Origin of the sequence: Paenibacillus sp. FSL P4-0081 (assembly GCF_000758565.1) — a bacterium.
Lineage (GTDB): Bacteria > Bacillota > Bacilli > Paenibacillales > Paenibacillaceae > Paenibacillus_AQ > Paenibacillus_AQ phytohabitans.
The window spans coordinates 5,433,098-5,459,718 of sequence record NZ_CP009280.1; the positions used below are offsets into that span (position 1 = coordinate 5,433,098).

Sequence of the window (26,621 nt, forward strand, 5' to 3'; positions counted from 1 at the left end):
GAAATGGCGGCCTTTTTTGTCCCTTTTTTTGGGAAATCAACACGCCTATATTTTGTGCAGGATTTCATTAAAGTTGCCCGATCTCTGTCCCCGGAAAGCGGATATAGTCGGGACATTCGTGCGGCCACAGCAACAGCAGCAGCCCGGAAGCCCATCCTGCACCGCCCATTTCAGCAAAGCATCTTCCCTATCCCATCCTTGCCGGCAGCAACTTACTGCGCAGCAGCCCCCTTGCTCCCCTGTACCAGTTCGCTATAGAGACCGCCCCGCCGCAATAGCTCCTCATGGGAACCCTGCTGAATCAGCCGTCCGCCTTGGAGCACCAGTATGCGGTCAGCAGCCCGGATCGTGCCCAGCCTGTGGGCAATCACAAAGCTCGTCCGCCCTTTCATCAGCGCCTGAAGGCCTTCCTGAATCTTAATCTCGGTCACTGTATCAATACTGCTCGTAGCTTCATCCAGCACCAGCATAGACGGATTCGCGAGAATTGCCCGGGCAATAGCTAGCAGCTGCTTCTGCCCCTGACTGATGCCGCTGCCGTCTACGGACAGCATCCGGTCATAGCCCCCTTGCAGCCTCATAATGAAGGCATGGGCATTGGCAAGCTTCGCGGCTTCCTCCACCTCTTCATCGGATGCCTCCAGTCTGCCGTAACGGATATTGTCGCGGATCGTTCCTTTGAACAGGAAGGAATCCTGCAATACGAAGGCCATGTGGCTGCGCAGACTTTCCCGGGTAATCGTGGAGAGCTCTCTTCCGTCCAGCGTAATACTTCCTTTACTCGGATCGTAGAAGCGGGACAGCAGGCCGATTAGGGTGGTTTTGCCGGCTCCTGTAGGTCCAACCAGCGCAATCATCTCTCCGGGCTTAGCTTCAAAAGAAATATCCTGCAGTGTATCTGCGCCTCCATCATAGGAGAAGGATACGCCCGAGAACTTCACCGCGCCCTCCACATGCTGCAGCTTTACCGCTGCCCCCTCATCCCTGGCTTCTGTTTCTTCATCAAGTACTTCGAATACCCGCTCCGCTCCGGCAATTGCCGACAGAAGCGTGTTCCACTGGTTCGCCAGATCATTCAGCGGGCGGGTGAATTGACGTGCATATTCGGCAAAAGCAATAATTATCCCTACTGTTACGAGTCCGCGGATGGCGAGCAGCCCCCCGACTCCGGCAACGATTGCAAAGCTTAGGTTGTTCAGACCATTCATTAGCTTGGGAATGAAACCGGATATCGCCTGCGCCCAGTACCCTGACAGCATAATCCGTGTATTGCGCTCCCTGAAGCCGGTAATGACCCGCTCCTCCTGCGAGAACGCTTTGATAATCCGCTGCCCGGACAACGTTTCTTCTATAAAACCGTTCAATTCCCCCATATTGCGCTGCCGTTCCTTGAACAGCGGGCCGGTCCGCCGGGTAATCCAGCGCATACCCAGCATCATCAGCGGCACAACGATGAAGGTCAGCAGCGTCAGCAAGGGACTGAGCCACAGCATTACCCCCACCGTACCCACCAGCGTCAGGATACTGGAGAAAATCTGAATCGCCGAGCTGTTCAGCGTCGAGCTGATATTCTCAATATCATTGGTTAGCCGGCTCATAATCTCCCCCTGCTGCCTGCGGTTGAAGAAGGAGATCGGCAGACGGTGCAGATGAGAGAACAGATCCGTACGCATCCGGTATACGGTCTCCTGGGCAATCTCGATCATCCAGATATTCTGCAGCCAGGAGATCAGAGAATTAAGCAGATAGACAAGCGCCAGTGTGACCAGAAAAATCACCCAGGTTCTGCCCCCGTCCCCTTCAAGATAATGGTCCACCGCCCGGCTGATCAGGTAAGGTCCAAGCAGGGACAGTCCTGAGCTGAGCAGGACCATAAACAGTACCAATAACAGCTTAGCCCTGCGCTCCGCAAGGTAACTCCATATCCGTCCAAGCGTACCGGACCAGTTCTTGGCTTTGGCCTTCGGTTTCCGGGCGCCCATTGCCCCGAAGACCTTCCCTTCTCCCAGTCCGACCTCCAGCTTCGGATGGCGGAACGGCTCAATGAGTGCTTTGAACATGCTGCGCCTCCCCTGTCTGTGACTGATAGATTTTGCGGTACAGCGGGGACGCATCCATCAGTTCTGTATGCGTCCCCTGGGCAATCAGCCGTCCTTCGTCCAACAGCAGAATCAGATCGGCCGACACAGTGGAACTGATCTTCTGGGTGATGAGGAACGTTGTGCAGGACATCGTCTTCAGCTCCGCCAGTAAAAACCCCTCCGTCACCGCATCAAGCGCACTGGTGCTGTCATCGAGAATCAGAATCGCCGGTTTGCGTACCAGTGCCCGCGCGATGGTCAGACGCTGCTTCTGTCCACCGGACAGATTGACTCCGCGTTGCCCAAGCCGGGTATCGTACCCCTCCGGCAGTCCTGTAACAGTCTCATGAATCTGTGCCGCTGCGGCTGCCTGCTCAATGTCCGCCTGACCCGCCTGCCCGTTACCCCAGGCAATATTTTCTCGGATCGAGCCGGTGAACAGCAGTACCTCCTGCGGTACATAACCAATCGATCCCCGCAGTGCCTGTATGCCAATTTCCGTATGCTTCATCCCGTCAATCCTGATGACACCGCTGCCACACTCATACAGACGGGGGATCAATGTTACCAGAGAGGATTTACCTGAGCCCGTTGCACCCATAATCGCCACACGTTCTCCAGGCTGCACCGTGAAGGAAATGTCCTCCAGCACTTTAATCTCACTGCCGGGATAACTGAAGCCGACCTGCTGGAACTCGACCTTCCCCTTAATGGCTGGCACCTTATTCTGATTCAGAGGACCCTTTTGCGCTGGCCCCATCCCGTTCAGGGGCGCCATTCCCAATTCCCCCGGACCTTCACTGGCCGACATCACTTCATCAATGCGCACGGAAGAAGCTCTGGCGCGCGAGAAGCTTACCATGATCCAAGACAGCGCAGACAGTGCACCCATGGTGCGCAGGGAGTAATTAATGACTGCAACGGTCTGGCCGAGCGTCGCATCACCTGTGGATATCTCAATCCGGCCAAACCATAAGACAGCCAGAATTCCAGCATTCACGATGATCATAATGAACGGTGTCGAGGTCTCCGTGAGCCGCAGCGCGGATACAGTCGATTGCATCAGCTTCCCGCTGAATGAGGCAAACCGGCTAATCTCATGACCCATGCGTACAAATACACGAATCAGGCGGATACCGGTAAGGTTCTCCTGAATGACACCATTGACATCATCCAGCCGGTTCTGCACATTGCGGAACAGAACAGAGGCTCTCCGCATCAGCCATAGGAGGAAAATCACCAAAAACGGCAGCGTCACCGTCAGCAGCAGCCCCAGCTTGACATGCACCACGAGCGCCATAATTACGCTGCCCACCACTACCAGCGGGATACGGGTCATGAACCGCAAACCCATGAATATTGTATCCTGCAGCTGAGACACATCACCCGTAAGCCTTGTAATCAGCGACGAAGTAGGGAACCGGCTGAAGATTTCATAAGAGAAGGATTGCACCTTCTCATACAGCTTGTCCCGCAGGTCAAATGCGAACCCCTGGCTGGCATGTGATGCAAAAAAGGAGCTGAGCACTCCGGCAAGAAACGCCACTGCCGCGCTTCCCACTAGCACACCGCCCCACAGCCAGACTACCGCTGTATCTTTTTCCCGGATGCCTTCATCAATGATTTTGGAGATCAGCAAAGGCTGCGACAGCTCTACTGCCAGTTCGATCAGCATCATTACCAGCGCGGCAATGGCTGCGACACGGTATTTTTTAAGATAAGAGAAGGTTAGCTTCATCGGTTATACCCCATTTATTTATTCGTAGAGCGCATCCCGCAGACGGGTAGACATCGCTGAGCCTTGTCCCGATTTCAGGATGACCCGGCGCAATGCCTTATTGCTGCGGTGAAGCTCCGTCATTTCTGCCAGCATTTGAACCAGTAAATCCTCCGACTCAGGGCTTAGTTCCCCCTTCTCCTGAAGTAGGTTCAGCCGTTCCTTGTATTGCTCCAATTTCTCTGTCACCTGATAAACTTCCTTTCTGTTCACAAGATTCTCCTGCTGAAGACATAATTGCGTTCATTATATCACATCCCCGCTGGAGCAATCTTTTCACTGGCTACCCCGGCCCCGAATATGATACTCTAATAAGGTCGCATTTTTCGGATACTATTAACCAAGCTGAACAGCGAAAGGATAGATGGACGTGGCACAGTTATTTTTCAAGTATGGGGCAATGAATAGCGGCAAATCCATTGAGATTCTCAAGGTTGCACATAATTACGAGGAGCAGGGCAAGTCGGTACTCCTCTTCACTCCATCCCTTGACGACCGGGACGAAGTCGGTTACATCTCTTCCCGGATCGGACTGCGCAAGCAGGCCATCCCTATCGACGAGAATACGGATATCTACAGCATTGTCAGCAGCAATCTGCCGAAACCCCACTGTGTGCTGATAGATGAGTGCCAGTTCCTGACTAAGGACTGCATTCTCCAGCTCGTGCGCATTGTCGATGAGCTCGGCATTCCGGTCATGGCCTTCGGCCTCAAAAATGATTTCCAGAACAATCTGTTCGAAGGCAGCAAATACATGCTGATCTACGCCGACAAGATTGAGGAAATGAAGACCATCTGCTGGTTCTGCGCCCGGAAAGCCACCATGGCACTACGGGTCGAAGACGGCAAGCCTGTATACAGCGGCAAACAGATTCAGATTGGCGGCAATGAAGCCTATTACCCGGTCTGCCGCAAATGCCACAAGAATCCTCCATTGTAAAAAAGAATGTATAAAAGGCTTAAAAGGTTTCCCCTTCCAATCCTATTTAGCCTTTTGTTATTTCCTTTAATCACTTTATAGATAGAAAACACCAAAACGCATTCCAGCCATTGTTAGGCTAAAATGCGTTTTTTGTGTTTTATTCTAATGAATAGCCTTCAGTGCACTGTGCTCATCTTCCTTACGTACATACAGATCATGCTGAACCGTAGCCTTTCCTCCATAATTAGCACGCTGGGTATCCCTGGTCAAAAGTGGTATATACTAATGTGCGTTCCCGCGGAACGAAGAAATGCCAGATGCCTTTTAGCAAGCTCATAAGCGCTCCCCTCCTGCCTAATTACAGCATTTTAGTTCAAGTAACGTTCATGAAGAATCCGCAGATGATGCAGCTCATGTCCGATAATCAGACAGGCCTGCGCCCGAACCGACATGGCTATTCCACCGAAGCTCCCCTTGCGTGTATAGGAATCCTCCGGCAGACTATCCAGCAGCGTCAGGGTGGACTCCCGGACGATCCGGTAATGCGTGATCATCTCCTGTAGCGAGAAGCGGTCGAATCCGCCAGCAGCAGCGTAATCATTCTCTTCATAGCCGGGCAGCGGCGCCTGCTCTCCTCTGGCAAAACAAAGCAGACGGTAGGACATAATCCGGTCGTTATCCGTTAGATGCCCTATCATTTCTTTGATGCTCCACTTCCCTGGTGCATACCGGTATGCGCCTTGCTCCTCAGTAAGTCCGCCAAACAGAGCCAATACTTGCTGCGTCTGCTCTCTTAGAATGACCCTCAAATCTCCTTCTGGCGGCACCAAAGTAATATATCTGGACTGGAATTCGGTGTATTCTCCCTGCTCTGGACGCTTCTGCATGGTAAAACTCCTCTCAAAATACATTTTTTAAGAAATATTTGCCGGAAAGTGTCAAAAACTGTTGTTGCATTTTATCCTATTATGTATAATATCACCAAGATTAGCTACTTTGGTATTTGGGAGTGTAGGCATGCTGGATTTTGTGCTCTTTATAATCCTATCCGTATTAGAAAGCTCTGCATTGTTCTATCTTGGATTCAAATTGTTCAAGATTGATCTTTATTCTAAAGAGATTATCTTTGCGGGTATTATTATGGCGTTTTTTTCTTATGTCCTCCGCTACGATTACCAACTTGCAGAACTAGATGTTCTAGTACAATACACTCTTATCATTTGCTTTTTATGGTTACTTTTTCGCATTCATATTTTTTATGCATTTATAATGACAGCGATTGCTTACCAATCCTATTTGTTAATACAGTCTCTTCTATATTTAATCATTGATTATACAGGGATATACGGACTTAACTATCCAACGATTTCTACAGGAATCTATATATTACAAATCCTGACCGCAACAACTACTATTATCATTGCTAATTACGTGGGTAAAAGAAGAAAAGGATTTGACTTTATTCCGGATAAACCTGATGAAAAAATCACTATCGGAAAACGCGAGAAAATTATGTTTATTCTAACAATTCCTTCGATTATTTTTGCAATGCTAATGCTATTTTTTGCAGAACATCTATTCAGATTTTTCTTTATTATACCTTTAATCTATGCTCTACTTTTATTTGGATACCTGTATCAATCAGACAAAAAAAATCGGGGTGATGATTTTGAACAGTTTGGCTCTTAAAATTTCACTCGCCATAAAGAAAACTAACCCTGAAGAAACAGTATCAGTTGAAGTTATGCAATATGCTTTAAGTATTATTTTGAATACACTCTTGACCTTCATCGTTTCACTGTCTATTGGATTAATATTGAACAATCTCAAAGAAACCCTGATATTCTATATAAGCCTTTCATTACTTCGTGTTTTTTCAGGAGGAGTTCACCTAAAATCCGCAACAGCATGTAATATTGTGACGATCTTAATTTGCTCCATGACCCCTTATTTATTTCAGCTTACAGATACCATCCTTTGGTTCGTTACAGCTATTTCTTTAATTCTAGTGCTTCTATTTGCACCAAATCCAGATAAAAATACCCAAATCCCAGTGAAATGGTACCCTTCACTAAAATTAATTTCAGTTATAATGGTTTGTTTAAATTTTTTTATTGCATCCTCTGTCATCGGACTGGCATTTTTAGTCCAGTCAGTTACAATAATTCCTTGGAAAAGGAGGTGCTAATCATGAAAAGACAGGTCGCAAAACATGCTTCTTCTGCCCTTAACGTATCTGCCCGCTTTTTTGCAGCTGTTATGAAGCTAGGATTCCACAGTCCAGAAGCTCCACAAGAATTACGTAAGTAATCGAACAAGGATGGGGACAACATGCGTGTTCTACTAAACGACGGCTCTTCCCGGGATATTCAGGAAGAAGAAATATTGTATTTCTCTAACTATAAGAATACAATATTCGTCCATACGAAAGAAGGCGAATTCGTTCTCCCCACCACCCTTTCCGATCTGTTGTCTGCATACAAGGATAACGGATTCGAACGTCTGGACCGTAGTAATGTAGTCAGTCTCAGCAATATAGAAAACTATGATATAGAACGTAAGGTCGTTCTATTTAATCAAGGAGAACAATTCGCTCATGTTTCGGAGTCCAACGAATCCCGGATCAAGAAGTATTTGAATGCTCGCCAATCTAATGTCTCTGAGTCCTAGTTAGCGCTCGTGATTCAGAATAATAATCCCGGAACCTTACAGGTTCCGGGATTATTTATATTGCAAGCCAGAAAGGTAGATATGAAGACCCCGAACCAAAGCCAATCATTATCCCATATTACCCATCTTTTGTAAAGAAGAATTCAGAGGGCGAATGACAGCAGACGGATTAGCTTCCAAATGGTACCATTTTGATAGATTCGTAATGATTTAAAACAATTCACTTATTTGCTAGCACTCTCAACTACAGATGGAGGAATCTAATGGAATATTATTTTCATCCTTCTCCGCGCCCCTCATCACTTGAGCTATTGTCTGACGAACAATTAATTAACATCTATGAATTGGCGCTGGAAGCTAAAGCTTCAGCTGATTTTATCGAAATCATCAGAAATGTCCTCTCTGGCCGAAATCTGTTAGGCTCAGATCATTATGATGCCTAATCCCTATTTTCAAGCCCTCCTATAAAGCCATCCTGCTTATTGGTATATTGACCCGGCCTGCCGGGCAATATACTTTTTTGTCATTTTAAGATAATTAAATTTTAGTTTTTAATTTCAATTTCAATATCTTTCCTATATAATATTCTTTGTGTTTGTTACCTAACTTGACAATAGAAGGGATGAAAGATTGCATGAGGCATAATTTCCAGCACTTATTGCACAAAACTGTTCTATCTTCACTCGTAATTTCTATGACTGTATTGCCATTCAGTGGAATGTTCGCGGCAGCTGCGCCGGCTGACTCCACAATGAAGCTGCGCATCATGGAGACTACAGACATCCACACCAACCTACTCCCGTATGACTATTATAAGAGCGCTACGTCTCTGACCGTCGGACTGGCCCGCACAGCTAATCTAGTGAAAGCAGCCCGCCAAGAGATTGGCAATACGCTGCTGGTAGACAACGGAGACCTGATCCAGGGGACACCTCTTGGCACATACAAAGCGCTGGTGAACCCGATAAAGGGCACCGAGATTCATCCTGTGTACAAAGCAATGAACCTGATGGGGTACGATGTAGCCACCTTCGGCAATCATGAATTCAACTATGGTCTGGATTACCTGGATCAGGCGATCAAAGGCGCCAATTTCCCTTATATTAACGCCAATGTATATGTAGATGACAAAGACAGCAATCCGGACAACGATGTTAACAAATACAGCCCTTATCAGATCATTACCAAATCCTATAAGGATGAAGCCGGCAATATGCAGACGCTGAAGATTGGTGTGCTCGGCCTTGTCACTCCGCAGATTACCGAATGGGACAAGAGCAATCTGGAAGGCAAAGTCATTACAAAGGATATCGTAGCTACAGCTGAGAAATTCATTCCACAGATGCGCGCAGCCGGTGCAGATCTGATTATCGCCATGACCCATTCCGGGTTTAACGGCAGTGCCGAAGCTTACGTGAAGGCAGAGGATGCTATTTTCCCGCTGAGTAAGGTTGCCGGTATTGATGCGATTACCTTCTCTCATACGCATAAAGTATTCCCTGCAGCAGATGAGAAGTCGCTGGATGTCCTCTTCAAGGATGCATCCGGCAAAGTATTGCCTGGTGTCGACAATGCCAAAGGAACCATCAACGGTGTCCCTGCAGTACAGGCCGGCTACGGCGGCAGTAATCTGGGCCTCATCGATCTGACTCTGGAAAAAACAGATGGCAAGTGGAAAGTCGCTTCATCGCAATCCTCCACCAAGGCAATCTATGATGCCGTTGCCAAAAAATCTACGGAAGACGTGGATCAGGCCATTGTGAATGCCGTGCAGGCCGATCATGAAGCAACGATTGCCTATGCGAACAGTCCAATTGGCACAACGACCGCACCGATCTACAGCTACTTCGGACTGGTTCAGGATGATCCATCCGTACAGATCGTTACCACTGCGCAGAAGCAGTATGTAGAGAATTACATTAAAGCTAATCTTCCGCAATATGCAGGTATCCCGGTTCTGTCCGTCGGTGCACCATTTAAGGCCGGACGTAACGGCCCGGAAGAATATACTGATATTGCTCAGGGACCACTGGCCATTAAGAGCGCAGGCGACCTGTACCTGTACGACAATACGCTGAAGGCGATTCTCGTGAAGGGTTCTGTGGTCAAGGAATGGCTGGAAATGTCTGCGGGCAAATTCAATCAGATCAACCCGTCGGCAACAGAAGCACAGGAGCTGCTTAATTCCTCCTTCGCCGTCTATAACTTCGACGTAATTGATGGTGTAACTTATCAGGTCGATGTTACCAAACCAGCCAAGTACAAACCGGATGGTACCGTGAATGACGCCTCCTCCAGCCGGATTATCAATCTGCAGTATAACGGCAAAGCGATTGATCCGAATCAGGATTTCATCATGGCAACCAATAACTACCGCGCAAGCGGCGGCGGTAACTTCCCTGGTGTCAAAGGCAGCAAATACATCATCGACTCACCGGATGAGAACCGCCAGATCCTGATGGATTATATCACGGCCAGCAAAACCATTAATCCGTCCGCCGATAACAACTGGTCGATTGCACCAATCTCCGGGAATGTGAAGGTCACCTTCACCTCATCTCCCAAAGCAGAGGCCTATGCCAAAACAACGGACAACATTGCCTATACAGGTCAAGTAGATGAGAAGGGCTTTGGTGTCTTCACACTGGACGTGAGCAAGGCCGTAACGCCACCTGTGCCCGCTGCTGATCCGGTTACGGAACAGCCTGCCGTTGCAGTATTCAAGGATGTTCCCGTGTCACACTGGGCGGCTGGTTACATCAATAGCCTCACAGCAGATAAGATCATTTCCGGCAAAACAGCCGATACTTTTGATCCGAACGGTCTGGTAACCCGCGCCGAATTCGCCAGCTTGCTGACCAAAGCTTTGAAGCTGCAAGTCAATGTATCTCCAGTCTTCAAAGATGTACCCGCATCCGCCTGGTATGCAGGTGCTGTTGCAGCAGCTCATGAGAACAAGCTGGTTAGCGGTGTAACCGCCGACACCTTCGCACCTAATGCTTCCATCACCCGTGAACAGATGGCGGTTATGGTGAAGCAGGGGCTGGATCTTCGTGCCGGTAAAATATTGACTGCCTCCACAGCAGTCAGCTTCAGCGATTCGGCTTCCATCAGCGCTTGGGCAGCATCCGCTGTAGCCGTTGCTGTCGATAAGAAGATTATCGCCGGACGCACAGACGGCAGCTTCGCCCCTAAGGCTACTGCCACCCGCGCTGAAGCCGCCAAAGTAATCTCCAGCCTGCTGTCTGCTTCTGTAGAGTAACCCTCAGCTGCGAGGGCTGAAAGGCTATCCTGACCAGCATACACAGACGCAAAAAAGCCATCCTCCACATACGTGCGGGGATGGTTTTTATGTTGGTACGCAAGGATCTACTCGATGAATTCTGTTTTGAAGACATTTTCCAGCTTGCCGCCGAGTCTCTTCTTCAGCGGAACCTTGATATCGCGGCCCAGCTCTTTGAAGAACGTATCCACATCGCATTTCACATTCTGCGCCAGGGCAATGATCGTACCGTCGCCTACGATATTCTGATTCACTTCAAGAGGCACATCCACTTCAATATCGTATTTCTTAGTAAGTGTTTTGATGTATCTTGCAAAGATCTCCAACAGCTCATCGTTATTGAAATTCTCGATTGCAGCTTTACCTTTGCTGGTAAACTTCATATTGATTCTCATGATTCGTATCCCCTTTTCTGTCTAACCATTTGTAGTTGTTTATGGATCAAGATGAATAGATGGCTGCAAGAAAGGGCAACATTATTCATTTTTGACAACAAGCTGAGCTAAGCCCTTCTTCACTTATACACGCCCTTGATCTGCTGAACTTTGAACTGGGTGAATTCCTTCAATGACTGGATAACCTGGTCCTGCTCTTCTTCCTTCAGCTCATAGATGCATTCGCGCAGCCATTCTCCGAACAAATAGGCCTGACGCCCTTTGCGGGGCTGTTTGCGGAGGCTGTCCAGACTTCCCTCGAATTTATCGTTCAGGACATCGGTCAGGTTATATTTCTCGATCTTCTCTATTACCATTCCTGCCCCATATTCCGTTTCATAAACGATAACTTCGTCAGAATCAAACGAAACATATGACGTTTCTTTGTCTTCCTTAGCCCGGAACTCCTTCAGCTTGTTAAACGCCGTTTCATAGATGTAATCCTGGGACTGATTATGCTGCGGCAGCTTGTAGCCCTGCTTGAGAGTCTTAATGTATTCAATGTCAGGCATGTAGTCCGCCAAATGATACATCCGGTTCTTAAGATCCCCCCCGAGCGCCTCAATGATCTTGTCCAGGTTATCTTTAAGCGGAATACTCTCTCCCCGTTCAATCTTGCTAAGCTGTGAATAGCTGATGCCGCTCTTCTCTTCAAGCCCTCGTAAGGTCAAACCTCGAGCTTTGCGGAAGTGCCGGATGAAATTCCCCAGCTCATCGGGATAGTTATCGAAATCGTTCATAGGAGCCACCTCTACCTATATCATAACACAAGATAACAATTTGTGTTTCATTATAACAATTGTTTGTGTAAATTCTTTAGGCAGAATCAATAAAAACTCCATTATTAGCACTCAGAGCAGCTAAACCTAAGGCTAAATCCGCTCTAAATGGAGGTAATTCCCATAACTGTGAACTGATCTGTTTTGATTTCCTTATTCTCTCAAATACCCCGCATTATTATCCGATAAAGACTAATGTAAAATCAAAATCACTACTGGGGGAATTATCATGTCTTACACCATGGAAGTAAATGTAGCAAAAAATCAGGTGATTGTTAGAGCCTATGGCCTCACCGAAGGTGACGTGCCTGCATACATAGCTGATTTCGAGAATGCTCTGAAGAAACTGAAACCGGGATTCACCGGCGTAACCGATGTAACGGGATCCCCGACTGTACTGTCTCCGGAAGTAGCAGCTTTGCTTGCTCCGACGGGCGACCTGGCAATTGCCGCAGGTGTCGGCGGCTGGGTCTACGTTGCAGATTCCCCGGTATGGAAAATGCAAATGAAGCGCTTGTTCGGTAAATTCGCTGTTCACTACCCGACCTATGAAGAAGCAGATGCTTACCTGAACGGCTTGTCTAACCAGTCGATCCACTAAAAAAACAGACAAAAGGTGATTCCGGACCGGTTGGGTTGGGGATCACCTTTTTTTTAATTTAAACGATTATTCAGGAAAGCTAATGTAGATTGAGGCATCATCGTTTGTTTTATTCCATTGAACCCCTGCCCCTAATGCTTCAGAGACAAACCTCAGATTAACGTAAAATATATTGTTGCTCGGTTCTAAGGTCGGAACCTGAGTTAAAGCAACCTTTTCTCCATTAATAACTCCATCATGAGAATTATGTGTTAATTTAATGACCGTCCCCTCTTTCGTTGCAGTTACTGTTTTCGTAACATTATCCCATTCAATGCTCATTCCATATTTCTCAAAGATCGGCCGCATAGGGACCAGTGTCGTGCCCAGAGATGATACATTAGCATAAATATCTAATTTATCATTATTAATATAAATGCCCGGATGTTCTCTTGAAGCAAATGTACTTGTTACACCAAATACCATTGAAAGAACTGTTATACACATGAATAATCTTAATGTTTTCATAATAGTCTCCTTTAATTTAAGAATACTATATAATTACACCTTTATTTTCCATATCCATCATTTTATTTTATATCATTGCTCCAAAAAAACTCCCTCAAGGGATTTGCATACCCATGAAGGAGTGTTTTGTACATATTCTCTGCAGAAACTGATTGACTCATCGGTTCCCCGTTAACCCTTTCACGTATCCTGATCCTTACCCCTTCAAGACACCTTATGCTCAATCCGCAGCTTGTCGGCTACCATGGCAATAAATTCCGAGTTAGTCGGCTTAGATTTGGAGATATTAATGGTATAGCCGAACAGGTGGGAGATGCTGTCGATGTTGCCACCTAGAGCCGCAAGGGTTACAAGGTTTCACGCAGGAGTTATAGGAACTCTTCTAAAATGAAAATTCAGCTGAAAACCATTTATTTATTGGGTTCCGGTTGAATTATTTACGGGCATTAATGCCTACGACCAAAATAACCCATTTGGACAATAAAGTCAATTATGCCTCTTTCACTAATAGTTGATGTTACTGGACAATTATTGTAGGGGGAGGGGGATATTCAACGCTATTTCCAATGTCCTCGCCTAAATTGGCTGACGCAGCTTAAGATATAAATTATACATAATTTCACAAAGTGCTCATTCACTCTCAGGGTTTTGAATGTTAAATGGTTTATCAATGAACTAAGAAACTACCAACCCCTTTATAACACTTCACATGAAATCTAAGTGTAAATATATACCAACATCTGGAACGCCTTTAAGAAAGGAAAAAATTAATATATTTTTTCTCTATCCTCAGCAACCTTAGAATTTTGGTCTATTTTACTCTCAGAATAAACAGTTTGACTTCTTAAATCCTTATAAGATTCTCTTGCGATTTCTTCCATTACTGAATTATAAAATTTCTTATCTTCAAATAGCTTTGAGAATGAAGACATAGATTCCATGTAACACTCCTGAGTAATCTTTTTAAAAATTTCAGGGAAGATACTTCGTTCAAATACTTCTGCGTCATTATTTTTTGCATAGGTTCTAAGCTTCTTGTTATCTTTTACAATTCTATTATAAATAGTTTCTACGATAACTTTATCGCCTTCTGTAAACATACCATTAAATCGCTCATTTATCCTATTAATGATGTTTTCTAAAAGTTCATCATCGGTTATGATAATTGATTCAGGAACAAAGCTATTCGGATTCACAAGTGTTTGCTCATCTTTTGTCGGATTAAGAGAAATATCTCCTTTGAAAGTTTCTTCAAGTTTATAAAACTCTAAACGTAGCTTATCTTCTAAATCAACCTTCTTGTCATCTTCTTTTGGTAGTATCTTTGCTAGATATGAGGTAAATGCAAATTCCCTTTGAAGGCTCTTGTCAAACATCCTTATGATTTGTGCGATGTAAGAATACCACTTATTAAAATTTCTAATAGTCATGCGGTATTCATAACGCTTCTCAACATCAAGATCATTGTATCTTTCTACAACGGGCTTTAATAGAGCTGTCATTTTGCCAAGGTCTTTGTCTGTCTGTTGTCCATTCTTATAATAAATCTTAATGAATTTTTCTATGTCAACATCGTTATATAGCTTGAATTTACGTAATACGTTCTGTGCCTGATAAATTAAATTGATATTTATTTCTTCATTTAGGAAGGTAGCCTCATAAAAGCGAGAAAAAGATTTTTTCATATCCTCTGTGGAATTTACAAAATCCAAAATAAAGGTATCTTCTTTACCACGGCACGTGCGATTTAACCTTGAGAGTGTTTGAACAGCTTTAACTCCATCAAGTTTTTTGTCAACAAACATTGTATGTAATAATGGTTCATCAAACCCTGTCTGGTACTTTTCAGCAACAATTAGACAATTATAGTCGTGATGAAACTCTTCGGGCAACTGTTTTTCTTTTATGGTAGATTTGTCTATACGTTTATTCATTCCTTCTTCTGTATAGGCTACGGTTTCTCCATATCTATCGAGGTCATTTATTACGCCTGAAAAGGCGATTAGAATATCTATATCATTATACTTATTCTTTTCGATATAACGCTTAAACTCGTGATAATATCGTACAGCATGAAGGCGAGATGCTGTGACCACCATAGCCTTTGCATTTCCACTAATTTTATTTTTTGTTATTTCTCTAAATTGCTCTATCATAACCGCTGTCTTTTGTTGAAGATTATGTGGATGCAACTCCTGATATCGGCGAACTGCCTTTACCGCCTTTGTGGTTGGTACCTCTGGATTATCTGGAGTATTTTTAGCAATTTTAAAACAAGTTTTGTATGTCATATAGTTTTTTAGTACATCAAGAATAAATTCTTCTTCAATAGCTTGTTGCATGCTGTAAATATGAAAAGCACGAAAAGTCCCATCATGTTGCTTTTCACCGAACATTTCAAGTGTTTTCTCCTTAGGAGTTGCAGTAAATGCAAAAAACGATAAATTCTTGTGTCGTCCATGAGTGATAAGCTCCTTTATAAGATTATCCTCTGCATCTTCCACATCGATTTCAGCTTTGTTCTCAATCTCAGCATACTCTTTTAACGCTTCTTCAACATCTGCTAATGCTGCCTTTAATTTTTTGGCACTGTTACCAGTTTGAGACGAATGAGCCTCATCAACGATTATTGCAAACTTCCTGCCTTTATTATCATCTATTTCATCATAGATAACAGGAAACTTTTGAAGAGTTGTTATTATAATTTTCTTGCCATCATTAACAGCATCGCGCAAGTCTTTTGAGGTTTTCTTCTCATCAATGGTTTCAACTAAGCCTTCAATATGATCAAAACCTGAAATGGTGTTTTGAAGTTGATGATCAAGCACTCGGCGGTCTGTTACAACAATAACCGAAGTAAACACACTTTTATTGTCCTTATCATGTAGAGTTGATAAGCGATATGCAAGCCATGCGATAGAGTTACTTTTTCCAGAACCGGCGGAATGCTGAATTAAATAATTTTTCCCGCTACCATTTGCTTTAACATCAGATAAAAGCTTTGTAACAACATCAAGTTGATGATAACGAGGAAAGATAATTTTTTTACTTGTCTTTATTTTACGCTTGCCGTTTACTTTTTCAGTTGATTCTGAGATATCTAGATGTATATATCTTTGTATAATGTCAAGTAAGGTATCTTTTTGCAAAACCTTTTCCCATAAATAAGAGGTAATATAGCCCTCTCCATCGAAAGCGGGGTTCCCTGCACCACCAACTTCGCCTGCACCTTTAGAGCCTTGATTAAACGGCAGAAAGAAAGTATCTTTGCCATTTAATTGTGTTGTCATTGCTACTTCATAAAGGTCAACAGCAAAATATACAAGTAGTCTATTATTAAAACCAAAAATAAATTCTTTATTGTTCCTATCGTACATAAACTGACGTTTAGCATTGTCAACCGATTGTCCTTTAAGTTGATTTTTAAGCTCTAAAGCAACAACAGGGATACCATTCAGAGATAAAACCATGTCTATAGAGTTTTCATTTTGTGTTGAATACTTAAACTGTCGAGTACACGTTAGATTATTAAGGTTATACAACTTTACAACATCAGCATTAAGGCTCGTTTCTGGTCTAAAGAATGCAAGTTTAAACTTGATTCCACGGTCAATGATTCCATGTCTTAAAACATAAATTAGACCGTGACTATCAATATTGGTTTGTAAACATCGATATATTCGTACCTGAGCATCCTCTCCATCACGTTTAACTTGGCGATCCCACTCTATAGGCTGTGATGTGGAAAGAAAAGAAACAAGCTTGACCATATCAATAGCTTTATCACGATTATATGTTTTTTGATCGCTTTTGATATAACCGCCCATCGGAGAAAGAAAAAAGCTTTCTATATCCTGTTCAAAGCGTTTTTCATTGTCCTGCATTTACTATACCTCCTTTTTACCCGTTACACTCTCATATATTAATGACTTCTTATATTCTTCCAACTCAGCAATAAGCTGCTTATTCTTTTCGATCACTTCATTAATTTTGTTTAGCTTTTCATCCAAAAATGCAGAAATTTTTTCTTGCTCAATTATATCGGGTTGAATAGTCTGAATTGCACCAAAATCTGTTTCAGTTAATGAGCTTCTTAGATTTTTTGAGAGATGCAAAAAACACTTTTTATCGTCAATCATTCTTAACAAATAGTTGTAATATTCCGCATTGTTACCATCTTTAAGCACGAACTGACTATACGCAGGACTTGTTAAACCTTCATTCCTTATAAGTCCAATGCATCTTGGTGTTACATCAATATCAAATAAACACATAAGTAAATTCCCAGCATCTACTTTCTGATATCCATCAAAAGTTGCAGGCATCTTACCGGAAGGATTTTCTAAATCCCTTACAATAACCCCATTCATTGTAAGAGATAGAATATCTTCACCATTATACTCTTCACATACTTCTTTCTTTTTTTCCATAACGTTTCTATGCGGTTTTATTCCCCATGAATATGGAATTTTACCGATCCAACTAATATCACTTTCTTTAAGTTCTCTTATAGGTTTAAGAGTCGTTTCGGAAAAAAGTTGGGTTAAGCTTTCTTTAAGCTCATGTTCAGTAAGTGATATTTTCCCCCTTAGGAGTTCCGTATCAGCCGGAGATTCATATTTATAAAAATATTTCGAGAATGGTATTTCATATCCAGTTTTCGTCTTACTTCTATCAATCTTTGAGTTCGGATTAAATGATAAAATGTACTTTTCAAAATATGTATCGATATCATTAGTTATTGGAATATTCACTGAAAAAGTTTCTCTAATTCTAGGTTTTTTCTTGTTAGACGAATTATCCATCTTCTCATCAAAAACATTTACAATGACTTTATTATAGGCAAAATCAACATTATCAATAATAATTGACTCTACATTCTTGCCATTTTGAGAATATTCTTTGTTTAAAAATTCACCATATGCATTTACAATCATTTCTCTACATTCATTTGTTATATCATTTTTCTTTTCACCGATAGCTTTTCTTCTTTTCTCAAAACATTCTTTAGCATCAATAAGTTGTACTTTCCCTTGTCTATGCAATGGCTTTTTTTTATTTATTATCCATATATAAGTGATTATTGGAGTGTTATAAAATTGGTTATTGTTTAAACGTACAATTGAATCTAACCAATCATTTTCAATTACATACCGTTTAATCTCACTTGGACCAGATTCAGCATCTCCATAAAGCGAAGCCCCATTTTGAATAATTGCCATCTTACCCGTATCTTTTAACTTGCTTATGCCATTAAGCATAAACAACATTTGACCGTCCGATATCTTTGGTAACCCTGCACCGAATCTACCTTTATCACCAAGCTTATTTTCTGCTTTTACGGCTGTTTCTTCACGTCTCCAGTCAATACCAAAAGGTGGATTTGAGATACAATAGTCAAAGGTATACCCCGGAAACTTGTCATCAGACAGTGTGTCTCCAAATTTCATATTATCAGCATTACCACCCTTGATAATCATGTCTGCCTTCGCAATAGCATATGTTTCAGGGTTAAACTCTTGTCCAAAGCAACGAATTTCAGCATCTGAATCTAATGCACGAAGACGTTCTTCCATACAGCCTAGCATCTGTGAAGTCCCCATTGTTTGGTCATATACAGTTTTAACAACACCATTTTCAACTAAAGCATCTTTTTCATCACATATTAAAAGATCAGTCATTAAGTAGATGATGTCACGACTTGTAAAATGTGCTCCTGCTTCCTCATTATAAGTCTCTGAAAAAGTTTTTATTAAATCCTCAAAAATATACCCCATATCAACGGCTGTGATAATGTCTGCACCAAGGTAACTTGATTTTTTGTTAAACTCTTGAATTATATAAAATAAGATATTATTATTTGCAAGTTTGGAAATCTCTTTCTCAAAATCAAAGTGCGCAAGAACATCTTGAACATTGTCTGAAAAACCATTTATGTATGAACGAAAATTATCTTCAATATGAGAAGAGTCGGCTAAGAGGGATTCAAATGTAAACGGACTTGTATTATAAAAACTCAGCCCAGAGGCAGCTTCCAAGAAACCATCCTTTACTTCGAAATTTTTAACTTTCTCATAGGTTACAAGAACCTTTTCTCTAGTTGGTAACAGTGTATCGTGAAAGCGTTTGATAACAGTCATTGGAAGAATAACTTTACCATATTCATGTGGTTTATATAAACCCACTAAATGGTTTGCATTGTTCCAAATCATGTTCGATTTTTCTGAGATGTTTACAGTGGTTTGCTTACTTGAATAAATATCTAACATATTGACTAACCTTCTTTCATTTACTTTTTCTCGGCTTTATTCATAGGTAAAAAGAAGAAAAACAAAGATTACATAGTTTTCAATTCCTTAAATATCACTTCTATACTATTTGTTATAGCTGCTCTTTTCCCTCCGTTGTGTAACTTCTATCTTATGCATTAGTCATTTAGTCTTATTCCACAAACCTACTTAAAATCCCTTTTTTCGACATGCAATGCCATTTCACTTCATTCCAATAGAGTATCCTATCTATTTTTTGTCAATGTATTAATACCAAGATGATTAAGGAAATTTTATGTGTACAATTCGAATGTTGGGACCAAAGTATATATAATAGGAATTTTAGTCATTATCCTGTCTTCATTTCATATTAGTATATTTGATTAGTATTATAATATTTCACCTCAATAAATGCTTTATTAATGTTTGAGCAGTACTAGACCTTGTTTGACAATTCTATAAAAGGAAAGAAATTCGTCCAACCCTCAAAAGTTGATGAATTTTTTTCTTATTCAATTTATCATTGACCCTATACCACTTCATTCCTTCTGCATCAGCAAATATTTCTTCATGATTGACCATGCCTGGAATACTTCTTGCTCGCAGCTCCAAAAAGTGTCTACGTAAAGCTTCTTGGTTATCAGCAGCTGCCGGAAGTGTATTTCGAATAACGACTTTGTTGTTTTGTCTAACAATCAATTCTACTTCGGTACCATCATCTAAGTTAATTGTACAGCTGTTTTTTGCGGAAATCGAATAGCCAAGCTGTTTCCCATTTGCGTATCGTTGTGGTAGTCATATTCTCCCCCGCCTTTTCCTTTAGGTGGTTTTCTTAGCTTCTACGCGCTTGATTGAGACACGTTTGTATATTATACATCCTATCAATCCAAGAAAGTAATATCCCCTCTGTATAAGGCTTACGTAGGGTCAATATAATACAGTGAAGATGAACGAAATTCGTAGTTTAAAATGTGAAAACCCACCGTTAAATAGGTTGACCGCCTACGGGGGGCTTCGCTTGAATTAGGTTTGTTGTAATTCTTATGAGCCGTGGCAATCCACAGCGTTTCTTGATCTAGAAAGTCTTAGTCGTTCGCGACAAGGACTCTTTCTTTAGAGTATAGATTGGTTTTGTTCATTAATAATATCATCAGCCAAAATATGATACAACAATATGAAATTCTTAAATCAGCAGCATTATGGATTCTCCCATAATCGCCATAAACACTCATCTTTTGCAGTAAGGAAATCGACAAATCCTTGATATAGCTGGGTAGAGCGAAGATCCAATCACGACAGATAGTTTCTCGCTGATTTGTTGGCGAGTTCTTGCTACGAAAGTTGAGGAGTAGCAAAAAAATGATCTAAATTGACAGGGTATTTTTATTTCAAGCTTTATTCTTCATGTGACTGAAATTAATACATCGAACATTACATTAGTTTAGCTTCCTTTATATCTTGTTTAAGTAAACCATGTTTTTTTTCGTAGTATGTTTTGGTGTATGATCATCCGTATAAAGCTTACTCTTTCATCTCTTTTGATTCATTTTGGTTCCCCTTTGCAGTTTCATAGTTAGGAATATATAATAACACGAATAAATTTAAATTACCATTTTTGGAATATATTATAATTATAATATAAGTTTTGTTCATCTTGCTTAGCTTCTAAAGAGAGAATCAGTTTAAAATCAAATAACAAATTAATAGCCCTTAGAATATTTCCTAAGGGCAAATATATTCACTATAGAGGGTCAATCTACTGATATACTAAATCTGAATATACTCTTGTTTTTAATATGATTTAACTATACTCACACATATATTCATAATATCCAGAAATACAATAATCTGAAAGGAAATCCGTAGTTTAACGTACCGATGCACTATATTATTCCTTTATCAGAATAAAGCATTACTACAAATGATCCGAACGAATAAATTATTACACAACTCATTCCTAGGATTAAAAATACTATATGGAGTCAAGATTTAGCTCATTAATGATTAGTTTTCAGGTGAGCAAATGGCTCTTTTATCGACTTATCTTTAGGGGAGAGGTCAGTCGATTTCATGTGAGCAAATGGCTCACATGGTTTAGCAATCGGTTTAGGATTTGGTTCATTGAACGATATAGATTTACTATTCAATGATTCAGATACCAGTGAATCAATTTCTTTATGACTCATTATTTGAACAGAGAAATCACGACTTACGCCATAGGCAACCTTATATATTTCAATTGACATTTTTGTTCTCCTTTGATTAGTTTTTGTTTAATATCGCCGGATTAGAAATACTTTTCAACCCGGCTCTTTGCTGTTGATTCTTAAATCTTCCTATGTCAGCAATGATAATTCACTTTAACTTAACTGTTCGCTATCAATAAATAAAATCAAAATATTAACACTGCCGATGAATATCGGCTCTTGCCTTGCCAAGCAGTTGTTATATACGTATAAGGCAAGAAATAATTCAGATTCATTGTTGGTTGATACTCCAAAATCAGCCGCTTCAGACGCTCTCACCTTAGCTTTATGGAGTTTTGCGAAGGCACGAATGATATTCAATAATATTCTTATCACTGACTACGGCAGATATTAACTTGTATAGAACTCCCTCCCGGTTGCAGTAAATAACTATTATTAAGGGAGGGAGTAAACTTTTATTGGATAACTCATTGTACAGTTATATCTTTAAATCCCCCTATGGGTGATTCAGCTTCTACGCTATGAAAGCTTGATACTGGAGATGAACTTTTTTTGTAAATTATATATAGTGGATAATAAGATAAAGAATAGAATTTCATTGAAAACCGCTGAATGCCTTGATATCATTGAGTTTTTCAGTATTTTCTATAGTATCATATCCTCCCGATGAATAGCTGTTTATAGTATTATATCCTCCCGATTGTCTTGATCTGATCTATGCAAACCTAATTCATTTAACTGTTTTTCTCGTTCGAATGTTCTTGCTAATTCTCGGAACATTCCTTTCACGCTTTCTGTTTCTGTCGTTAATATTCCTGACCTTTCTTTGGACATAATATCAGGGTTAACTCTATAGTTTACTGCACCACCCATACCCTTAATTTGGATGATGAATCCTCTATAAATCAATTTTCTCATGTGAGTATAAGCAGTCTTTTCATCTACTCTGATTAATTTTGCTAATTCCTGATGTGAAAGATGATGTATGACCTCTGGATCATTTTCGTCGGGGTTGGAGCAAAGGTAATAGTTCTGATAATGAAACCAAGGAAGGATTCTATATAGCATCCCCGCTTCGTGTAATGTAACTTCCTTTAACCCTGTGCGTGTTTCCACTTGATATAACTTAGTGAACAGTCTTCCATCAATTACTTCTCCCATGGTATGGTACTCCTTGCTAATACTATAAGTGGGCTTTTTATTCGAGCCGCCCCTAATAATAATGCCAACGCTTATAAGACGTTTCATTATTTTTTTTGTTTGTGGAATACTTCTTCCAATTACAGTTGCTATCTGCTCCATTTTCATTGTTTCTCCACCCCTAGAAAGCAACCCGTCCCTTTTAAAAAACATGTACGGCAGTAGTTTGATAACTGCACCTAATTCATGCAATTCTAACTTAGTTGCTATTTCTTTCACTGATTCATTATAGCAAGTTACAAAGTTCTTACCTTTTGCATTAATCTTATATGCTTCAAGCTCAAGCTTTCTTTTATAGCCTTCCTTTTGTGCTATACTTACTACTTCGTATTTGTCTGCTTTCGCTATGAGAAATTGTTCCCCATCCAGTTCTATGATTCCGGTATTCATATATTTCCCGCTTCCTCTAATATATTATTTCTTATCAAATTTCTATTCATAAACCATTCTGTAACCGCCGCAATATCATATCTGACCATGTTATAGGATAACTGTATGGAAGGTAATCCTTCATTTTTCCAGCGGTAAAGCGTTCGTTTTGAGATGCTAAACCGCTGGCATATATCCTTTGCTTTAACTAACTTCCCCATGCATTTCTCTCCTTTCAATTGTCTTAATTACAATCTTCCATAATCGTGCAAAATAACGCCTTGTTATGACTGATTAATATATATTTACAAATTCGCTTTCACTTTTCTTCACCTAAAAAATCCCCCAGAAGCGGGGGATAGCAAAAGTTGATTTTCTTACGGTATTTTCAGAATAATCTCCAAAAGTAGATCATTTAAGAAATTTAATTTGATTATAAATACCAACTATGTCCTTATTCTTTTGCATATCTTCTTCAACCATCACTGTAAGTATGGCGTTTATTGGCAAGCTTTCCATAGCAGACATGAATTTTAGGTAAAAATAAGTGTAATCATCTAGCGATAACGTCAAAATCTTTTTCTTACCTGTATCATCAATTCTTAAATTCTCTACAATGTGCTCTTCATTTTTTGGATTCTCATTATTCATTTTTTTAACTCCTCTAGATTTTTTTTAATATTTTGAAGCAGAATTTTGATTTCCTTCGATTTATCTAGTCCTACGTTTAAAGCAGAAAGTAAAATATTAATCGCGTCCAATCTCAACATTAATGTTCTTTTATTATCTTCACTTATGGCAACACCGTACTGATTTTTCAAAGGCATATTCCAATCTATTACTTGTTTTAGTGTTTTCTCTGGCACATTAAAAATAGTAGATAATGAAGTCAAATCAACAAAATAATGCCTAGGAGCGTTAATATGAAATGCCCTCTTAGCTAAATAAAACAACAGTCCTTCCACATCGTACGTTTGCTTAATTTCGTATTGAGTTATCATCTTAAATCTTCCTTTCTTAATAATGAATTTTCAAAAGTACATTACGGTATGGTGAACCAGCCATACCGTAATAAACAAAATCTTCTGAGGAGAAGGAGGAACTTCCCTTATATCTAATACTTCCTGTAGGTGCATAAATAATGCGCTATGTAAATACATACAGAAATGATGATAAACGTGGTAAAAAGCAATGAGAAACTTCCAAATACTTTTTCTTATAGAAGAACTTCATAACACATACTATACAGAGCGTGTATGAGCCCCATACAAACCAAAAAAGCCATCCCAGTAGTAGGAATGGCTCTAAAAATATAATGCTCATTGCAGCCCTCATAAAGGCTGTATTAAGGTAAACAACCGACTCTGAATGAATTAGAAAACACATTCAGCGGTCACTCAAAGCTCCATATTCGCTAGTGGGCTGTGCTTCTGATACTTCTTACCGATTTCTTCATCCGTAAAATCAAGATATGCCTTTTGTGTTACCTCAACAGAAGAATGACCTAAAATTCTACACAAGCTGAACCAGTCGCCATTATTGAGAATGTAGTACTTAGCAAAGTTGTTTCTTAGTTGGTGCGGATGAATAGAAATCCCTACTTTTTCTCCTGCTTCCTTAAGTGCTCGCTCATAATTTCTGAGTTCTAATTGTGTCCCTCTGGTGGTGGGAAACAAAAAGGGGCTATCCGAATAACGGTCTTTGTATCGCATCCAGCTTTTAATCTCATTGGCTGATTTAAACGAAAAATAAACATATCGTTCCTGACCATTCTTGGGATTCTTGATAAGAATACTTTTATGCTTAAAGTCAAAGGATTTCGGTTGCAGATGCAAACACTCACTTATTCTCATTCCTGTATCGAGCAAAAGCCTTGTGATCACATAATTTCGGTATCCATGAAAAGCAGATTTATCAAATTGACCAAGCACCTTTTTTAATTCTTCTGGCGCAAGAGTCTTCTTTATTTTCCTCTCTACCTTTGGGTTTTCAATGTTTTCCACCGGATTCTTCGGCACTTCCCGCTCCACTTTATACAAGTAATTAAAGAACACTTTAATATTCCGCACATAGTTGGCTATCGTTGTGGTAGAGATATCTTTTTTATAGTCAGTTCGTTGTTCTGGATGATTGTTATTTTTGGAACTCGGATCAGTGACTACTGAATATTTCCCCCGTTCCCTTAAATACTTAATGTATTGTCGAATATGACCTGATTGAACCTTTTTGACATCTTCAATCTGAAACTGGTCTTGTAGAAATTTCCCGAACAGTTTTAATGATTGCTCATAGCTTGCTAAGGTTTTACGGGACAGATTCTTGGAGGAACAATAAAGCATGAAATTGTCCAATTGGAAATCGAAATTAGTCATAAAAAACACCACTCCTCTAATGGTTTTTGGGAACCAATAAATAAGTGGTATCAGTTGATTTTTCATTTAGAAGTTAGTTGGTATGGAAACAGCTTTTGGGGATATTAGTAGCCATAATTGTTCTGGCTGGATGCTGTTTCCAATCCCCGTTAAACCCTTCACGTATCCTGATCCTTACCCTTTCAAGAAACCTTATGCTCAATGCGCAGCTTGTCGGCTACCATGGCAATAAATTCCGAGTTAGTTGGCTTGGATTTGGAGATATTAATCGTATAGCCGAACAGATGGCTGATGCTGTCGATGTTGCCGCGGGTCCAGGCGACTTCGATCGCATGGCGGATGGCGCGCTCCACGCGTGAAGGCGTTGTCTTGAATTTCTCGGCAATGGCAGGGTAGAGCGTCTTGGTGATGGCACCCAGAATCTCGATATTGTTGTAGACCATGGTGATGGCTTCACGCAGGTACTGATAACCTTTAATATGCGCAGGTACGCCGATTTCATGAATGATCGATGTAATATTGGCATCCAGATTCTTTCCTTTGGACAAAGGTACCACATTACTGGAAGATCTGGAACTCGAATAGCCGGACATGCTGGCAGAAGTGCTCATGCTGCCTTGGGCGCCCACAAGCTGACGCACGCGGTTCGCCAGAACCTCCATATCGAACGGCTTCAAAATATAATAAGATGCTCCTAGCTGAACAGCTCTTTGGGTGATGTTCTCCTGGCCGAAAGCGGTCAGCATGATGATCTTCGGCTGCGGGTTCAGATCCATATCGCGCAGGCGTTCCAGAACGCCAAGGCCGTCCAGATGCGGCATGATGATATCAAGAATAAGGACATCGGGAACTTTGCGTGCTCCGCTCAGCATTTGAAGCACTTCTTCACCATTATAGGCAATGCCTGTCACGGTCATATCTTCCTGTTCGGTAATGTACTCGGCAAGCAAGTTAGTGAACTCCCTGTTATCATCGGCCAACAACACTTCAATATTCTGCACTGGCTGCTTCCTCCTTATTATCTTCTCTCCCTTAAGTTTTCGACATGAAGATTGAATATCCTTCTGTCGAAAATTATTTTTCTTTATTTTTTTTCGGCGTTGATTTATAATTAAATATTTTGTTTCACGATTCGATGTTTCTCGCTGGC

24 protein-coding genes and 1 pseudogene are annotated in these 26,621 nt (G+C 41.2%); 7 read left to right on the forward strand and 18 right to left on the reverse strand.

What is annotated here, in order from left to right; translation table 11 throughout:
- Positions 1-212 precede the first annotated feature (212 nt).
- Genes P40081_RS23400 through P40081_RS23410 form a run of 3 tightly spaced genes read right to left on the reverse strand, consistent with a single transcriptional unit; the run spans position 213 to position 4,071 of the window.
- Positions 213-2,060 carry an ABC transporter ATP-binding protein gene (locus P40081_RS23400; RefSeq protein WP_042138709.1) on the reverse strand — a complete coding sequence of 616 codons (1,848 nt, stop codon included), beginning with the start codon at positions 2,058-2,060 and terminating at the stop codon, positions 213-215.
- Complete coding sequence (locus tag P40081_RS23405; protein WP_042138710.1) at positions 2,041-3,819, reverse strand: ABC transporter ATP-binding protein; 1,779 nt, start codon at positions 3,817-3,819, stop codon at positions 2,041-2,043. Before P40081_RS23405 ends, P40081_RS23400 begins: the two co-directional genes overlap by 20 nt.
- Positions 3,820-3,837: 18 nt before the next feature.
- The gene (locus P40081_RS23410; protein WP_042138711.1) at positions 3,838-4,071 is read right to left on the reverse strand and encodes a hypothetical protein; all 234 of its coding nucleotides are present in this window, start codon (positions 4,069-4,071) and stop codon (positions 3,838-3,840) included.
- A gap of 157 nt (positions 4,072-4,228) precedes the next feature.
- Between P40081_RS23410 and P40081_RS23415 the strand changes: the two genes are divergently transcribed.
- Positions 4,229-4,798, forward strand: coding sequence for a thymidine kinase (locus tag P40081_RS23415; protein ID WP_042138712.1), 570 nt, complete (start codon positions 4,229-4,231; stop codon positions 4,796-4,798).
- A 350-nt stretch (positions 4,799-5,148) separates the two neighbouring features.
- On the opposite strand, the gene P40081_RS23420 is transcribed toward P40081_RS23415, so the two are convergent.
- Positions 5,149-5,667: a DinB family protein gene (locus P40081_RS23420; protein WP_042138713.1), complete on the reverse strand. Its 519-nt coding sequence runs from the start codon at positions 5,665-5,667 to the stop codon at positions 5,149-5,151.
- Positions 5,668-5,797: 130 nt separating this feature from the next.
- On the opposite strand from P40081_RS23420, the gene P40081_RS23425 reads away from it, so the two are divergent.
- From P40081_RS23425 to P40081_RS23440, 5 genes are all read left to right on the forward strand, one after another.
- Positions 5,798-6,469, forward strand: coding sequence for a hypothetical protein (locus P40081_RS23425; protein WP_042138714.1), 672 nt, complete (start codon positions 5,798-5,800; stop codon positions 6,467-6,469).
- Complete coding sequence (locus P40081_RS37710) at positions 6,450-6,968, forward strand: accessory gene regulator ArgB-like protein (RefSeq protein WP_197074261.1); 519 nt, start codon at positions 6,450-6,452, stop codon at positions 6,966-6,968. Before P40081_RS23425 ends, P40081_RS37710 begins: the two co-directional genes overlap by 20 nt.
- Before the next feature lie 143 nt (positions 6,969-7,111).
- Entirely contained in the window at positions 7,112-7,450 is a 339-nt protein-coding gene (locus tag P40081_RS23430) for a LytTR family DNA-binding domain-containing protein (RefSeq protein ID WP_042138715.1), read from the forward strand.
- 263 nt (positions 7,451-7,713) lie between these two features.
- Positions 7,714-7,893 (forward strand): sporulation histidine kinase inhibitor Sda, encoded by a 180-nt coding sequence (gene sda, locus P40081_RS23435; RefSeq protein WP_039300400.1) that lies wholly within the window; start codon positions 7,714-7,716, stop codon positions 7,891-7,893.
- A gap of 251 nt (positions 7,894-8,144) precedes the next feature.
- Positions 8,145-10,712 (forward strand): bifunctional 2',3'-cyclic-nucleotide 2'-phosphodiesterase/3'-nucleotidase, encoded by a 2,568-nt coding sequence (locus tag P40081_RS23440; protein ID WP_442950230.1) that lies wholly within the window; start codon positions 8,145-8,147, stop codon positions 10,710-10,712.
- A 107-nt stretch (positions 10,713-10,819) separates the two neighbouring features.
- On the opposite strand, the gene P40081_RS23445 is transcribed toward P40081_RS23440, so the two are convergent.
- Together P40081_RS23445 and P40081_RS23450 are read right to left on the reverse strand one after the other, a co-directional pair.
- Positions 10,820-11,128 carry a hypothetical protein gene (locus P40081_RS23445; protein ID WP_039300408.1) on the reverse strand — a complete coding sequence of 103 codons (309 nt, stop codon included), beginning with the start codon at positions 11,126-11,128 and terminating at the stop codon, positions 10,820-10,822.
- Between the two features lie 119 nt (positions 11,129-11,247).
- Entirely contained in the window at positions 11,248-11,907 is a 660-nt protein-coding gene (locus tag P40081_RS23450; RefSeq protein ID WP_039300411.1) for a helix-turn-helix domain-containing protein, read from the reverse strand.
- 268 nt (positions 11,908-12,175) lie between these two features.
- On the opposite strand from P40081_RS23450, the gene P40081_RS23455 reads away from it, so the two are divergent.
- Positions 12,176-12,547, forward strand: a complete 372-nt coding sequence (locus P40081_RS23455) for a hypothetical protein (protein ID WP_042138717.1) — start codon at positions 12,176-12,178, stop codon at positions 12,545-12,547.
- A gap of 66 nt (positions 12,548-12,613) precedes the next feature.
- On the opposite strand, the gene P40081_RS23460 is transcribed toward P40081_RS23455, so the two are convergent.
- From P40081_RS23460 to spo0A, 12 genes and pseudogenes are all read right to left on the reverse strand, one after another.
- A complete protein-coding gene (locus P40081_RS23460; RefSeq protein WP_042138718.1) occupies positions 12,614-13,054 on the reverse strand; it encodes a copper amine oxidase N-terminal domain-containing protein in 441 nt (146 codons plus the stop codon).
- Between the two features lie 204 nt (positions 13,055-13,258).
- Positions 13,259-13,390, reverse strand: a pseudogene (locus P40081_RS37715) (sporulation initiation factor Spo0A C-terminal domain-containing protein); the annotation flags it as partial.
- A gap of 431 nt (positions 13,391-13,821) precedes the next feature.
- A complete protein-coding gene (locus P40081_RS23465) occupies positions 13,822-16,938 on the reverse strand; it encodes a type I restriction endonuclease subunit R (RefSeq protein ID WP_081970069.1) in 3,117 nt (1,038 codons plus the stop codon).
- 3 nt (positions 16,939-16,941) lie between these two features.
- Entirely contained in the window at positions 16,942-19,323 is a 2,382-nt protein-coding gene (locus P40081_RS23470; protein ID WP_081970070.1) for an N-6 DNA methylase, read from the reverse strand.
- A gap of 456 nt (positions 19,324-19,779) precedes the next feature.
- Positions 19,780-20,022 (reverse strand): hypothetical protein, encoded by a 243-nt coding sequence (locus P40081_RS38645; RefSeq protein ID WP_156118673.1) that lies wholly within the window; start codon positions 20,020-20,022, stop codon positions 19,780-19,782.
- Between the two features lie 1,298 nt (positions 20,023-21,320).
- Positions 21,321-21,569: a hypothetical protein gene (locus tag P40081_RS23475; RefSeq protein WP_042138719.1), complete on the reverse strand. Its 249-nt coding sequence runs from the start codon at positions 21,567-21,569 to the stop codon at positions 21,321-21,323.
- Between the two features lie 639 nt (positions 21,570-22,208).
- Entirely contained in the window at positions 22,209-23,120 is a 912-nt protein-coding gene (locus P40081_RS23485) for a hypothetical protein (RefSeq protein ID WP_052421956.1), read from the reverse strand.
- Positions 23,117-23,320, reverse strand: a complete 204-nt coding sequence (locus P40081_RS23490) for a helix-turn-helix transcriptional regulator (protein ID WP_042138721.1) — start codon at positions 23,318-23,320, stop codon at positions 23,117-23,119. The genes P40081_RS23485 and P40081_RS23490 overlap by 4 nt, the downstream gene beginning before the upstream one ends.
- A gap of 190 nt (positions 23,321-23,510) precedes the next feature.
- On the reverse strand, positions 23,511-23,750 hold the full coding sequence (locus P40081_RS23495) for a hypothetical protein (protein ID WP_042138722.1): 240 nt from the start codon (positions 23,748-23,750) through the stop codon (positions 23,511-23,513).
- Entirely contained in the window at positions 23,747-24,100 is a 354-nt protein-coding gene (locus P40081_RS23500) for a hypothetical protein (RefSeq protein ID WP_042138723.1), read from the reverse strand. Before P40081_RS23500 ends, P40081_RS23495 begins: the two co-directional genes overlap by 4 nt.
- A 396-nt stretch (positions 24,101-24,496) precedes the next feature.
- Positions 24,497-25,471, reverse strand: coding sequence for a tyrosine-type recombinase/integrase (locus P40081_RS23505; protein ID WP_042138724.1), 975 nt, complete (start codon positions 25,469-25,471; stop codon positions 24,497-24,499).
- Between the two features lie 182 nt (positions 25,472-25,653).
- The gene (spo0A, locus tag P40081_RS23510; RefSeq protein WP_042138725.1) at positions 25,654-26,472 is read right to left on the reverse strand and encodes a sporulation transcription factor Spo0A; all 819 of its coding nucleotides are present in this window, start codon (positions 26,470-26,472) and stop codon (positions 25,654-25,656) included.
- Between the last annotated feature and the right edge of the window lie 149 nt (positions 26,473-26,621).

What these genes read in the sequence shown, in the direction of transcription:
- P40081_RS23475 (WP_042138719.1), bottom strand. Translation starts at nt 21,569, where the DNA reads ATGTCAATTGAAATATATAAGGTTGCCTATGGCGTAAGTCGTGATTTC.
- P40081_RS23420 (WP_042138713.1), bottom strand. Translation starts at nt 5,667, where the DNA reads ATGCAGAAGCGTCCAGAGCAGGGAGAATACACCGAATTCCAGTCCAGA.
- sda (WP_039300400.1), top strand. Translation starts at nt 7,714, where the DNA reads ATGGAATATTATTTTCATCCTTCTCCGCGCCCCTCATCACTTGAGCTA.
- P40081_RS23430 (WP_042138715.1), top strand. Translation starts at nt 7,112, where the DNA reads ATGCGTGTTCTACTAAACGACGGCTCTTCCCGGGATATTCAGGAAGAA.
- P40081_RS23470 (WP_081970070.1), bottom strand. Translation starts at nt 19,323, where the DNA reads ATGTTAGATATTTATTCAAGTAAGCAAACCACTGTAAACATCTCAGAA.
- P40081_RS23505 (WP_042138724.1), bottom strand. Translation starts at nt 25,471, where the DNA reads ATGACTAATTTCGATTTCCAATTGGACAATTTCATGCTTTATTGTTCC.
- P40081_RS23500 (WP_042138723.1), bottom strand. Translation starts at nt 24,100, where the DNA reads ATGATAACTCAATACGAAATTAAGCAAACGTACGATGTGGAAGGACTG.
- P40081_RS23460 (WP_042138718.1), bottom strand. Translation starts at nt 13,054, where the DNA reads ATGAAAACATTAAGATTATTCATGTGTATAACAGTTCTTTCAATGGTA.
- P40081_RS23485 (WP_052421956.1), bottom strand. Translation starts at nt 23,120, where the DNA reads ATGAATACCGGAATCATAGAACTGGATGGGGAACAATTTCTCATAGCG.
- P40081_RS23405 (WP_042138710.1), bottom strand. Translation starts at nt 3,819, where the DNA reads ATGAAGCTAACCTTCTCTTATCTTAAAAAATACCGTGTCGCAGCCATT.
- P40081_RS23425 (WP_042138714.1), top strand. Translation starts at nt 5,798, where the DNA reads ATGCTGGATTTTGTGCTCTTTATAATCCTATCCGTATTAGAAAGCTCT.
- P40081_RS23445 (WP_039300408.1), bottom strand. Translation starts at nt 11,128, where the DNA reads ATGAGAATCAATATGAAGTTTACCAGCAAAGGTAAAGCTGCAATCGAG.
- P40081_RS23490 (WP_042138721.1), bottom strand. Translation starts at nt 23,320, where the DNA reads ATGGGGAAGTTAGTTAAAGCAAAGGATATATGCCAGCGGTTTAGCATC.
- P40081_RS23400 (WP_042138709.1), bottom strand. Translation starts at nt 2,060, where the DNA reads ATGTTCAAAGCACTCATTGAGCCGTTCCGCCATCCGAAGCTGGAGGTC.
- P40081_RS23465 (WP_081970069.1), bottom strand. Translation starts at nt 16,938, where the DNA reads ATGCAGGACAATGAAAAACGCTTTGAACAGGATATAGAAAGCTTTTTT.
- P40081_RS23450 (WP_039300411.1), bottom strand. Translation starts at nt 11,907, where the DNA reads ATGAACGATTTCGATAACTATCCCGATGAGCTGGGGAATTTCATCCGG.
- P40081_RS23440 (WP_442950230.1), top strand. Translation starts at nt 8,145, where the DNA reads ATGACTGTATTGCCATTCAGTGGAATGTTCGCGGCAGCTGCGCCGGCT.
- P40081_RS23455 (WP_042138717.1), top strand. Translation starts at nt 12,176, where the DNA reads ATGTCTTACACCATGGAAGTAAATGTAGCAAAAAATCAGGTGATTGTT.
- P40081_RS23495 (WP_042138722.1), bottom strand. Translation starts at nt 23,750, where the DNA reads ATGAATAATGAGAATCCAAAAAATGAAGAGCACATTGTAGAGAATTTA.